Source organism: Streptomyces bauhiniae, assembly GCF_004784475.1.
In the GTDB taxonomy this organism is placed as follows: Bacteria; Actinomycetota; Actinomycetes; order Streptomycetales; family Streptomycetaceae; genus Streptomyces; species Streptomyces seoulensis.
This window is the reverse complement of the sequence record NZ_SRRT01000003.1, coordinates 722,024-734,472: the sequence shown is the minus strand read 5'-3', so window position 1 is coordinate 734,472 and position 12,449 is coordinate 722,024. Positions and strand designations below refer to the sequence as shown.

11 protein-coding genes are annotated in these 12,449 nt (G+C 72.6%); 9 read left to right on the top strand and 2 right to left on the bottom strand.

Features of this window, described 5'->3' with window-relative positions:
* Positions 1–28: 28 nt before the first annotated feature.
* Positions 29–1,033: an adenosine deaminase gene (locus tag E5083_RS13450; protein ID WP_135785876.1), complete on the top strand. Its 1,005-nt coding sequence runs from the start codon at positions 29–31 to the stop codon at positions 1,031–1,033.
* On the opposite strand, the gene E5083_RS13445 is transcribed toward E5083_RS13450, so the two are convergent.
* Positions 1,034–2,365: an MFS transporter gene (locus E5083_RS13445; protein WP_244317490.1), complete on the bottom strand. Its 1,332-nt coding sequence runs from the start codon at positions 2,363–2,365 to the stop codon at positions 1,034–1,036.
* A gap of 544 nt (positions 2,366–2,909) precedes the next feature.
* Between E5083_RS13445 and E5083_RS13440 the strand changes: the two genes are divergently transcribed.
* The 8 genes from E5083_RS13440 (at position 2,910) to E5083_RS13405 (ending at position 10,965) form a co-directional block, all read left to right on the top strand.
* Positions 2,910–3,860 (top strand): 5-dehydro-4-deoxyglucarate dehydratase, encoded by a 951-nt coding sequence (locus tag E5083_RS13440; protein ID WP_135785875.1) that lies wholly within the window; start codon positions 2,910–2,912, stop codon positions 3,858–3,860.
* On the top strand, positions 3,857–5,137 hold the full coding sequence (locus E5083_RS13435; protein ID WP_135785874.1) for a glucarate dehydratase family protein: 1,281 nt from the start codon (positions 3,857–3,859) through the stop codon (positions 5,135–5,137). The genes E5083_RS13440 and E5083_RS13435 overlap by 4 nt, the downstream gene beginning before the upstream one ends.
* Positions 5,138–5,345: 208 nt before the next feature.
* Positions 5,346–6,500 (top strand): carbohydrate kinase family protein, encoded by a 1,155-nt coding sequence (locus E5083_RS13430; RefSeq protein WP_425276722.1) that lies wholly within the window; start codon positions 5,346–5,348, stop codon positions 6,498–6,500.
* Between the two features lie 146 nt (positions 6,501–6,646).
* Positions 6,647–7,699: a PhoH family protein gene (locus E5083_RS13425; protein WP_135785872.1), complete on the top strand. Its 1,053-nt coding sequence runs from the start codon at positions 6,647–6,649 to the stop codon at positions 7,697–7,699.
* Between the two features lie 12 nt (positions 7,700–7,711).
* Positions 7,712–8,209 (top strand): rRNA maturation RNase YbeY, encoded by a 498-nt coding sequence (gene ybeY / locus E5083_RS13420; protein WP_030814839.1) that lies wholly within the window; start codon positions 7,712–7,714, stop codon positions 8,207–8,209.
* Positions 8,210–8,225: 16 nt separating this feature from the next.
* Complete coding sequence (locus tag E5083_RS13415; protein ID WP_135785871.1) at positions 8,226–9,524, top strand: hemolysin family protein; 1,299 nt, start codon at positions 8,226–8,228, stop codon at positions 9,522–9,524.
* Positions 9,521–9,880: an MmcQ/YjbR family DNA-binding protein gene (locus E5083_RS13410; RefSeq protein WP_135785870.1), complete on the top strand. Its 360-nt coding sequence runs from the start codon at positions 9,521–9,523 to the stop codon at positions 9,878–9,880. Before E5083_RS13415 ends, E5083_RS13410 begins: the two co-directional genes overlap by 4 nt.
* Before the next feature lie 65 nt (positions 9,881–9,945).
* Positions 9,946–10,965: a S66 family peptidase gene (locus tag E5083_RS13405; protein WP_135785869.1), complete on the top strand. Its 1,020-nt coding sequence runs from the start codon at positions 9,946–9,948 to the stop codon at positions 10,963–10,965.
* A gap of 2 nt (positions 10,966–10,967) precedes the next feature.
* Here E5083_RS13405 and E5083_RS13400 read toward each other — a convergent pair whose 3' ends face one another.
* On the bottom strand, positions 10,968–12,377 hold the full coding sequence (locus E5083_RS13400; RefSeq protein WP_135785868.1) for an MFS transporter: 1,410 nt from the start codon (positions 12,375–12,377) through the stop codon (positions 10,968–10,970).
* Positions 12,378–12,449 lie beyond the last annotated feature (72 nt).

The following is a 12,449-nucleotide window of genomic DNA, read 5'->3' as shown; positions in this document are numbered from 1 at the left end:
CGTCCGGACGCGGGCGTACGATACTTCGATGCCCCTCCCCAAAGCTGAACTGCACCTGCACATCGAAGGCACACTGGAGCCGGAGCTTGCGTTCCGTCTGGCCGAGCGCAATGGCGTCGAGCTGCCCTACGCCGACACCGAGGCCCTGCGCCACGCGTACCGGTTCGAGGACCTCCAGTCGTTCCTGAACCTGTACTACGAGCTGATGGCCGTCCTGCGCACCGAGCGGGACTTCGAGGAGCTGGCCGACGCCTACCTGGCCCGCGCCGCCGCGCAGGGTGTGCGGCACGCGGAGATCTTCTTCGACCCGCAGGCCCACCTCGCGCGCGGGGTGGAGATGGGGACCGTGATCGAGGGGCTGTGGCGGGCGCTGGGCCGCAGCGAGGAGACCCACGGCGTCTCCACCAAGCTGATCATGTGCTTCCTGCGCGACGAGTCCGCCGAGTCGGCGCTCGCCACGCTGGACGCCGCGGGGCCGTACCTGGACCGGATCACCGGTGTCGGACTGGACTCCGCCGAGGTGGGCCACCCGCCGGTGAAGTTCCGCGAGGTCTACGCCGCCGCCGCCGCGCTCGGCCTGCGCCGGGTCGCGCACGCCGGTGAGGAGGGGCCGCCGGAGTACGTCGTCCAGGCCCTGGATCTGCTCGGGGTGGAGCGGATCGACCACGGGCTGCGCTGCGTGGAGGACCCGGCGCTGGTCGAGCGGCTGGTCCGGGAGCGCGTCCCGCTGACGCTGTGCCCGCTGTCCAACGTCCGCCTGCGCACCATCGACACGCTGGCCGACCACCCGCTGCCGGCGATGCTGGAGGCGGGGCTGATGTGCACGGTGAACTCCGACGACCCCGCCTACTTCGGCGGCTACGCGGGCGACAACTTCACCGCCGTCCAGCAGACCCTCGGCCTCACCGAGGACCGGCTGCGCGAGCTGGCCCGCAACTCCTTCCTCGCCTCCTTCCTGGAGGACGACGAACCCCGCCGGGCGCGGTACCTGGCGGAGGTCGAGGCGTACGAATTCCCGCGCGAGCGGGCGTAGTCACGCGGGGACGGTCGCGCCGGAGGTGTCGGTGAAGGGGATCTGTACGACGGGGATGCCCTTGGCGGACAGATCCCGGACGGTGGCCCCGCCGACCAGGATCTCCTTGAACGGAGCCGGCGGGACCTCGCCGACCGGGACCAAGTCCCGGAGGGACACCTCGGGGCGCGGGGCGGCCGCGATCGGGATCTCCACCACCCGCAGGCGGCGCGGAGCCGTGCGCAGGGCGACCGCGGTCATCGGCACCGCCGCCAGCAGCAGTATCGCCGCCAGCACCTCGCCCATCGCCGGGAACCCCGCGCGGGCGGACAGCAGGCTGCCGGTCAGCGGTCCGGCGGCGGTGCCCAGCGAGGCGGCGGAGCCGACCAGGACCGCCCAGCGGCCGCGGCTGTCGAGCGCGGCGGCCAGGCTGATCACGTAGGACAGCACCACCGGGTAGCAGAGGTTCCACGCGATCTCGCCCAGCGCGAAGGACGGCAGGTCGGTCGCGGAGGCGCTGAGCGCGATGCAGCCCGCGATCAGCGCCGTACCGAGACCGATCGGCAGCGCGCGGCCCAGCCGGGGGCCGAGGGCGCCCGCGCCGACCACGCCCAGCAGACCGGCGCCCAGCGCTATGGCGAACACCGCGCCGACCGTGATCTCGGTGAGGTGCGCCTGCCCGAGGCCGATGCGCCCGCTGACGCCCCACAGCGCGTTCTGCGCCAGCGACCAGCAGGGCATCGTCGCGGCCAGCAGCAGCCCGGCCCGGCGGTGGGGGAGCGGCCGGCGTATGCCGTCGGAGCCGGCCGCCGGGGCGGTACGGGCGGGCAGTTGGCCGGTGAACGGCCACACCGCGAGCGCGGTCAGCGCGACCGCGCCGAGCGGCAGCCCGTGCCCTGGACCGAGACGCGGGATCGTCAGATAGAGCGCGCCTGCCAGCGCCGAGACCACGAGCAGCCCGGACGTGGTGGCCCGGTGCGGATCGCGTCCGGCGGCGATGCCGCTCGCGGCGACCGCCGTCATCGTGCCGGAGCCGAACCCGCCGACGACCGCGCCCAGCACCACGGCGGGCACGGAGCCGGTGAGGGCGGCCGAACCGTAGCCGAGGACGGCCAGGACGATGCCCAGCCGGGCGAGCGCGCGGGCGCCGAACCGGTCCACGCGGGCGGCGAGCGTGAACCCGGCCGAGGCCGAACTCAGCAGCAGGGCACTGCCGATGGCGCCGGCCTGGGTGGCGGACAGCGGCAGCGCGCTGTCGAGACGGCCGACCGTGGTCGGCAGCAGATACGAGGCGAGGTACCCGGCCGTGAAAAGGGCGACGAGGGGCCAGGGCATGGAGCGGGGGGCGAACACGGGCGTTCCCAGGGCAGGCGTGAGCGACAGCTCGACGGGGAGTGAAAGAGGGGGGAAGGGCGACGGCCGTCTGTTCGACGGGAGCGCGCGAGCAAGTTGTATCAAGCACGCGGTTTCGAGAAGAAGCCGGGCCGATGTGATTCAGATCACTATCACGTTTGGTCCGTGCGGCGACGGGTAGGCACGATTGATTTCGCGCTCGAACGCTCGGACGGTGATCGCACAGAACTCCGGGATGCGCTATGGTTGTGCACGTCGCGGTCGCCGTAACTCCCGGTGGCGGACAGTGCGTTGGTGGTCCAAGGAAAGACGCCCCGCTTCCTGCGGGGAAATGCAGGTGCAAGGCCTGCCCGGCGCTCCGAACAGAGCCCCATCCCGCTTCCCAGCGGGGTGGGGCTCTTTGCTGCGCGCCCCCGCTCCGCGCCCGCCTGCTTCCACTCGCTCCCGGTCGCTCCCTCCGTCCGTGGACGGCTCACCCCATTGACGGCCCTGATGGGTGTATCTAGCCTCTGTTCTCATACATGGACGGCATTCACAAGAGGAGATGGTGCGGGTGAGCGGCGCTCCGCAGGACGTGGCCCGGCGGCTGCGGGAGGGGATGGCAGCGGGCGTGCTCTCCTTCCCGCTCACCGCCTTCCACGAGGACGGCACCCTCGACCGCGAGGGCTGCCGCGCCCATGTGGCCGACCGCCTCGCCGCCGCCCCCGGCGCCCTCTTCCCCGCCTGCGGCACCGGGGAGTTCTTCTCCCTGGACGAGGACGAGTACCGCCAGGTCGTCACCGTCGCCGTCGAGGAGGCGGCCGGACGGGTCCCCGTCGTCGCCGGCACCGGCTACGGCTGGGCGCAGGCCGCGCGCTTCGCCCGGATCGCGGAGGAGGCCGGGGTGGACGCCCTGCTGGTGCTGCCGCACTACCTCGTCGCCGCCCCGCAGGACGGGCTCGTCGCCCAGCTCACCCGGCTCGCCGCCCGCACCCGGCTTCCGCTCATCGCCTACCAGCGGGACCAAGTCGCGTACACCGTCGACTCGTTGCGGCACATCGCCCGCATCCCCAACGTCATCGGGCTCAAGGACGGGCACAGCGACCTCGACCGGCTCCAGCGGCTCACCCTGGCCGCGCCCGAGGGGTTCCTGTTCTTCAACGGCGCCGCCACCGCCGAGGTCCAGGCCCGCGCCTACACCGCCGTCGGCGTGCCCGCGTACTCCTCCGCCGTGCACGCCTTCGCCCCCGAGATCGCCGGCGCCTTCCGCACCGCGCTGCGCGCCGGGGACGACGACACGGCCGACCTGCTGCTGCGCGGCTTCTACGTCCCCTTCGTCGAACTCCGCGACCGGGCCCCCGGATACGCCGTCTCCCTGGTCAAGGCCGCCGCCCGGCTCAGGGGCGCGCGCGTGGGACCCGTACGGGCGCCCCTGGCCGACCCCTCGGCCGCCGACCTCGCCGCGCTGAAGGACCTGCTCGCCGCCGGACTCGACCTCGTGGGAGCCGCCCTGTGATCCCGGAGCTGACCGTCACCGAGGTGCGGCTGACCCCGGTCCTGGTGGCCGACCCGCCGCTGCTCAACACCCAGGGCGTGCACCAGCCGTACACCCCGCGGCTGATCGTGGAGGTGGTCACGGCGGGCGGGACGACGGGGCTGGGGGAGACGTACGGCGACACCAAGTACCTGGAGCTGGCCCGCCCGCTGGCCGACCGGCTCGTCGGGCGCTCGGTCACGGATGTGAACGCGCTGTTCTCCCTGGACCTCGCGGTGGACGAGAGCCGGGTGCGGGGCGCGGTCGACGCGGGCGGGCTGCGCGGGGTGCAGAGCGCCGACAAGCTCCGGCTGTCCGTGCTCTCCGCCTTCGAGGTCGCCTGCCTGGACGCGCAGGGGCGGGCGCTCGGGCTGCCCGTGCACGCGCTGCTGGGCGGGAAGCTGCGGGACTCCGTCGAGTACAGCGCCTACCTCTTCTACAAGTGGGCCGCGCATCCCGGAGCGGACGCGGACGAGTGGGGTGCCGCGCTCGACCCGGCCGGGGTGGTCGCGCAGGCCCGCGCGCTGTCGGAGCGGCACGGGTTCTCCTCCTTCAAGCTCAAGGGCGGGGTCTTCGCGCCGGAGGAGGAGGTCGCGGCGGTACGGGCCCTCGCGGAGGCGTTCCCCGGGCGGCCGCTGCGGCTCGATCCCAACGGGGCGTGGTCGGTCGCGACCGCGCTGAAGGTGGCGGACGAACTGGCCGACCTGCTGGAGTACTTGGAGGACCCGGTGCTGGGCACCGACGCGATGGCCGAGGTGGCCGCGCGGACCGGGGTGCCGCTGGCGACCAACATGTGCGTGACCACGTTCGGGGAGATCAAGGAGGCGTTCGGCCGGGACGCCGTGCAGGTGGTGCTCTCCGACCACCACTACTGGGGCGGGCTGCGCAACACCGGGCACCTCGCGGCGATCTGCGCCGCCTTCGGGGTCGGGGTGTCCATGCACTCCAACACCCACCTCGGCATCAGCCTCGCCGCGATGACCCAGGTCGCGGCCACCGTGCCGAACCTCCACCACGCCTGCGACTCCCACTACCCGTGGCAGACCGAGGACATCCTCACCGAGCGCGTACCGTTCACCGCCGGCCACGTCACCGTCTCCGACCGCCCCGGCCTCGGCATTGACCTCGACCACGACGCCCTCGCCCGCCTCCACCACCGCTGGGTCCACGACGACGGCACCTTCCGCGACCGCGACGACAGCGCGGCGATGCGGGTCGCGGACCCCGGCTGGCAGATCCCGACAGTGCCGCGCTGGTAACCGGCGCCCCCCGCGACGGACACGGATCACGCGCGCTCCCTCAGGGGCCCGGCCCCGGCTGTCGCGGCGGGCTCCGGGGAACCCCGCTCGACGCACGCCGAGCCCCCGCGAGCCCCCGTAACCATCGGATTCCGGCCGCCGAACCCTCGGTCACCGGTCGGTCAGTGGTGCACACTGGCCAGATCCGTACCACGTCAGGGAGCCCGCACTGATGCCGTCCCACGCGATCGCCGGAGAGGAAACCGGAGGCGACCCGGAGCACCTCACCCGGGCAGCGCGCCACCAGGCCCAGGTCGACCCGCTCGCCGCGCTGCGCGCCCCCGGCGATCCGCCCTGGGACGTCTATCTCACCGGCACCGTCTTCCTCGACATCGTTTTCACCGGCCTGGACACCGCCCCCGTGCGCGGTACCGAGTCCTGGGCGCGCGGAATGGGCTCCAGCCCCGGCGGAGTCGCCAACATGGCCGCCGCGCTGGCCCGCCTCGGCCTGCGGACCTCGCTGGCGGCGGCCTTCGGGGACGACCACTACGGGGAGTACTGCTGGGACGCGCTCGCGCGGGGCGAGGGCATCGACCTCACCCCCTCGCGCACGGTGCCCGGCTGGCACTCGCCGGTCACCGTCTCCATGGCGTACGAGGGGGAGCGCACGATGATCTCCCACGGCCACGAGCCGCCCCCGGAGGAGCCCGCGCCGGACTGCCCGCCGCCCGCCCGTGCCGCCGTCGCCTCGCTCATGCCGGGGCGCCGGGCGCCCTGGATCGCGCAGGCCGCCCGTAAGGGCACCCGGATCTTCGCCGACGTCGGCTGGGACGACACCGGTGCCTGGGACCTGGCCGGGCTGGCCGACCTGGAGCACTGCGAGGCGTTCCTGCCCAACGCGGAGGAGGCGATGCGCTACACCGGCTCCACCTGCCCCAAGGCGGCCGCGCACGCCCTCACCGAGCACGTACCGGTCGCGGTCGTCACCCTCGGCGCGGAGGGCGCGTACGCGGTGGACCGGCGTACCGGCGAGACCGCCGAGGTGCCCGCCATCGCGGTGGAGGCCCTCGATCCCACCGGCGCGGGGGACGTCTTCGTGGCCGGCTTCGTCACCGGCACCCTCGCCGGCTGGCCCCTCGCCGACCGCCTCGCCCTCGCCGGCCTCACCGCCGCCCTCTCCGTCCAGGAATTCGGCGGCTCCCTCTCCGCCCCCGGCTGGTCCGAGATCGGCGCCTGGTGGCGCCGGGTCCAGTCCCTCGACACCCAGAACCCGGCGGCCCTACGCCGCTACGCCTTCCTCGACCCCCTGATCCCCACCCACCTCGACCGCCCCTGGCCCCTCCGCCGAGCAGTCCCGACGATCGGCTTCGGCCGCAACACGTAAGGGCGGGCCCCGCAGGCACCACCCGCCACCCCTGTGGGTGAAAACCGCTGCGGGGTTGACGGGGGAGCGGCGTAGGCTGGAGGGGCCGAGGTCGCTGTAGGGGGCGGCCGGGATGAGGAGGAATCGCAGGCCATCAGCGCCGGCCCATGACTCAGACACCGACAGCTCACACCTCCGCGCAGGACCAGGCGAGAGCACGGATCAGCGTTCCCGCACAGCACCCGATGGTGACCGTGCTGGGCTCCGGCGACTCCCTCCTGCGCGTGATCGAGAAGGCTTTCCCGGCGGCCGACATCCACGTCCGGGGCAACGAGATCAGCGCGGTCGGCGACCCGGCGGAAGTCGCCCTGATCCAGCGCGTGTTCGACGAGATGATGCTGGTGCTCCGCACCGGGCAGCCGATGACGGAGGACGCCGTGGAACGCTCGATCGCCATGCTCAAGGCGAGCGACAACGGGACCAGCGACGGCCCCGAGACCCCGGCCGAGGTGCTGACACAGAACATCCTGTCCTCACGCGGCCGCACGATCCGCCCCAAGACCCTGAACCAGAAGCGCTACGTCGACGCCATCGACAAGCACACCATCGTCTTCGGCATCGGCCCCGCCGGTACCGGCAAGACCTACCTCGCCATGGCGAAGGCCGTACAGGCGCTCCAGTCCAAGCAGGTCAACCGCATCATCCTGACCCGCCCCGCGGTCGAGGCCGGCGAACGCCTCGGCTTCCTCCCGGGAACCCTGTACGAGAAGATCGACCCGTACCTGCGCCCGCTCTACGACGCCCTGCACGACATGCTCGACCCCGACTCGATCCCCCGCCTGATGGCGGCGGGCACGATCGAGGTCGCCCCGCTGGCGTACATGCGTGGCCGCACCTTGAACGACGCCTTCATCATCCTGGACGAGGCCCAGAACACGAGCCCCGAGCAGATGAAGATGTTCCTGACCCGCCTCGGCTTCGACTCGAAGATCGTCATCACCGGTGACGTCACCCAGGTCGACCTCCCCGGCGGCACCAAGAGCGGTCTGCGCCAGGTGCAGGACATCCTGGAGGGCGTCGAGGACGTCCACTTCTCCCGGCTCTCCTCCCAGGACGTCGTCCGGCACAAGCTGGTGGGCCGTATCGTCGACGCGTACGAGAAGTACGACAGCCACGAGGCCACGGGCAAGGCCGGCGCCAAGGGCTCCAAGGGGAAGTAGACCAGCACGACCATGTCGATCGACGTCAACAACGAATCCGGCACCGAGGTGGACGAGCAGGCGGTGCTCGACATCGCCCGCTACGCGCTCGCCCGGATGCGCATCCACCCGCTCTCCGAACTGTCGGTGATCGTCGTGGACGCCGACGCCATGGAGCAGCTACACATCCAGTGGATGGACCTGCCGGGACCGACGGACGTCATGTCGTTCCCGATGGACGAGCTGCGCCCGCCGGGCAAGGACGACGAGGAGCCCCCGCAGGGCCTCCTCGGTGACATCGTCCTGTGCCCGGAGGTCGCGGCCCAGCAGGGCAAGGACGCGCCCACCCAGCACTCCATGGACGAGGAACTCCAGCTCCTCACCGTCCACGGCGTCCTGCACCTCCTCGGCTACGACCACGAGGAGCCGGACGAGAAGGCCGAGATGTTCGGGCTCCAGGCCGCCATCGTCGACGGCTGGCGGGCCGAGCGCGGCCTGACCGGGCCGTCCCCGGCGCCGACCGTCTCGTAGGGCGGCCGGTAACCGAATGAGTCCGCAGATCGTGATCGGCGCGGTCGCGCTGATCGTCGTGGCCTGGCTCGCCGCCTGCGCCGAGGCGGGCATCGCCCGCGTCTCCAGCTTCCGCGCCGAGGAGGCCGTCAAGTCCGGCCGCCGGGGCAGCGCCAAGCTGGCGCAGGTCGCCGCCGACCCCACCCGCTATCTCAACGTGGCCCTGCTGGTCCGCGTCGCCTGCGAGATGGCCGCCGCCGCCCTCGTCACCTACGCCTGCCTGCGCGCCTTCGACGCCACCTGGCAGGCCCTGCTGGTCGCCATCGCGGTGATGGTGCTGGTGTCGTACGTCGCCGTCGGCGTCTCCCCCCGCACCATCGGCCGCCAGCACCCCCTGTCCACCGCCACCGCGGCCGCCTACGTGCTGCTGCCGCTGGCCCGCGTCATGGGCCCGGTGCCCTCGCTGCTGATCCTCATCGGCAACGCGCTCACCCCCGGCAAGGGCTTCCGGCGCGGCCCCTTCGCCTCCGAGGCGGAGCTGCGCGCCATGGTCGACCTCGCCGAGCAGGAGTCGCTCATCGAGGACGAGGAGCGCCGCATGGTGCACTCCGTCTTCGAGCTGGGCGACACCCTGGTCCGCGAGGTGATGGTCCCGCGCACCGACCTGGTCGTCATCGAGCGGTACAAGACCATCCGCCAGGCCCTCACCCTCGCCCTGCGATCCGGGTTCTCCCGCATCCCGGTGACCGGGGAGAGCGAGGACGACATCGTCGGCATCGTGTATCTGAAGGACCTGGTCCGCAAGACGCACATCAACCGCGACGCCGAGAACGACCTGGTCTCCACCGCGATGCGCCCCGCCGTCTTCGTCCCGGACACCAAGAACGCGGGCGACCTGCTGCGCGAGATGCAGAAGGAGCGCAACCACGTCGCCGTCGTCATCGACGAGTACGGCGGCACGGCTGGGATCGTCACCATCGAGGACATCCTGGAGGAGATCGTCGGCGAGATCACCGACGAGTACGACCGTGAACTCCCGCCCGTGGAGGACCTCGGCGAGGGCCGCCACCGGGTCACCGCCCGCCTGGACATCACCGACCTCGGCGAGTTGTACGGGCTGGAGGAGTACGACGACGAGGACGTGGAAACCGTAGGCGGACTGCTCGCGAAGGCATTGGGCCGCGTGCCCATCGCCGGCGCGAGCGCCGAGGTCGAACTGCCCGACGAGCGACGGCTGAAGCTGACCGCCGAGGCCGCCGCCGGTCGCCGGAACAAGATCGTGACGGTACTGGTCGAGCCCGCCGGGGTCCCGGCGCGGGAGGAGAGCACGGAATGAAGCCCCAGGAGCTGCGCGCCCTCTGCCTGTCCTTCAACGCGGTGGAGGAGGAGTTCCCCTTCAACCCGGACACCTCGGTCTTCAAGGTGCTGGGCAAGATGTTCGCCCTGGCGGCACTGGACGCGCGGCCCCTGACGGTCAACCTCAAGTGCGACCCGGAGGACGCCCAGCGCCTCCGCGCCGACCACGAGGGCCTGATCGTGCCGGGCTATCACATGAACAAGCGGCACTGGAACACCGTCACGGTGGACGCCGGCCTGCCCGACGCCCTGGTGAAGGAACTGGTCGAGGACTCCTACGACCTCGTCGTCGCGGGCCTGCCGAAGGCCGAGCGGCTGAAGCTCGACCGCCCCTGAAAACCCCTACGGGGCGCGGTAAATCCCCTACGGGTGCGGGGTGACCCCGTGTCAGAATCCGCCGCATGACCCCTCGCTACCCGCGCCCCCTGCGCCCCGGAGACCGTATCGGCGTGACCTCGCCCTCCAGCGGGGTCCCGGACGCCCTGCGCGGCCGGCTCGACGTGGCCGTGGCCGACCTTGAGGCGCGCGGGTACGAGGTGACGGTCGGCCGGTGCATGGACGGCTCCGGCCACCTCAGCGCCCCGGCCGCCGAACGCGCCGCCGAACTCACCGCGATGCTCACCGACCCCGAGATCCGCGCTGTGGTGCCCCCGTGGGGCGGCGAGACCGGCATCGACCTGCTGCCGCTGCTGGACTTCGCGGAGATCGGCCGGGCCGAGCCGGCCTGGGTCGTCGGCTACTCCGACGTCTCGGGGCTGCTCGCGCCCCTGACCCTGCTGTCCGGGCTGCCCACCGTGCACGGCAACAACCTCATGGACACCCCCTACGGGCCCCCCGAGGGCCTGCTGTCCTGGCTGGACATCGCGGAGGCGCCGCAGGGCGAGCCGTTCACCCAGACCCCGCCCGGCCGGTACCGCTCCGGCGGCTGGGACGACTACGCCCGCCACCCCGAGGTCCGCGACCTGACCCTGGACGCGGCGGCCACCTGGACCCGGCTGGACGGCACCGGGGACGTGGACGTCACCGGGCGCCTGATCGGCGGCTGTGTCGAGATCCTGGCCAACCTCGCGGGGACGCCGTACCTGGATACCGCTGAACTCGCGCCCGGTGAGCCGCTGTTGGTGTACGTGGAAGCCTGCGAGGACAGCGCGTTCAGCATCTGCCGGAACCTGCACGGCATGCGGCTCGCCGGGTTCTTCGACCGGGCCGCCGCGATCCTGGTCGGCCGGACCAGGGCCCCGGACAGCTCCACCCTGACCCAGCACGAGGCGGTGCTCGACGCGCTCGGCCCGCTGGGCGTGCCGGTCGTCGCCGACGTGGAGTGCGGGCATGTCGCCCCGTATCTGCCGCTGGTCAACGGCGCGCGCGGCCGCGTGGAGCACACGGCCGCGCGCAGCGCGATCACCCAGACCCTGGACTGAGGTCAGGCTTTGCGCAGTCCCAGGGCGATCAGGGCGGCCGCGCCGAGCACGATCGCCGCGGACAGCCCGGTCACCGTGTGGACGCCGGCCAGCAGGTCGTCGGCGGTGGTGGCCAGCACGCCCAGCAGGGGCACGCCGAGCGTGAGGCTGACCTGTTGGGTGGAGGTCACCAGCCCGGTGGCCAGGCCCTGTTCACCGTCCGCGACCCCGGAGGTGATGGTGAGGCCGTACGAGATGATCGCGCCGAGGTGGCACATGCTGGCCAGGGACACGGCGGTCACGGCCAGCCAGACCGACCAGCCCCCGGCGCTCAGCGGCAGCAGGGCGGCGGTGAGGAGCCCCTGCCCGGCCAGCGAGCCGGCCAGCGTGCGCCGGGCGCCGAACCGGCCGATCACCCTCGGCGCGAAGACGCCCGCCACCGCCGACAGCACGCCCTGCACCCCGAAGACCAGGCCGGTCTCGAACGCCGACAGCCGCAGCACCTCCTGGAGGTACAGGGTCAGCGCGAACACCACGGCCGACATCATCGAGAAGGTGACCAGCCCGCCCAGGTTGCCCCACGCCACCGTGCGGCGGCGCAGCATCGGCAGCGAGACCAGCGGCGCGGCCGTACGGGACTCGATCATGGTGAACGCGGTCAACAGCACCAGCCCCGCCACCAGCGCGGTCAGCACGTCCGCGCGGCCGAAGCCCTGGGCGGCGGCGGTGGACAGGGCGTAGATCAGGGCCAGCAGACCGGCGGTGACGGTGACCGCGCCCGGCACGTCCAGCCGGGGGCGCTCCGGGGTACGGGACTCGGGCAGCAGTCCCGGCGCGAGCGGCAGCACGATCAGCGCGAACACGGCCAGCAGCGCCATCGTGGAACGCCAGCCGAAGGCGTCGGTCAGCGCGCCGCCCGCGATCATGCCGGTGGTGAAGCCCAGCGACAGCAGCGTGCCGGAGATGCCGAGCGCGCGGTCGCGGGCCGGGCCCTCGGGGAAGGTGGTCGTCAGCAGGGACATGCCGGTCGGCACGATCGCCGCAGCGCCGAGCCCCTGGAGGGCGCGGCCGGTGAGGAAGGACGCCGGGTCCCAGGCCAGGGCCGCCAGCACCGAGGCGGCGCCGAACAGGGTGAGCCCGGCCAGGAACAGTTTGCGGCGGCCGAAGAGGTCGCCGGCGCGGCCGAACAGCAGCAGGAAACCGCCGGACGGCAGCGCGAACGCGGTGACCGCCCACTGCAGCGCCGTGCGGCTCATGCCGAGGCCGGTGCCCAGCTCGGGCAGCGCCACGTTCAGCACCGAGAAGTCGAGCGCGACCATGAACTGGGCCGCGCACAGCACGAACAGGACGAGCCGGTCCCGCGCCGAGAGCCGGACGGGGCCGACGGGCGGGCCGGTAGGGGGAGTTACGGGGGCTGGGGTGTCGATCGCCATGGCAAAGAGCTTCCGACGGCCGGAAGAAACGTGGGGAGTCGGAACTTATGGTGGTGGTGGCACCACCAGACA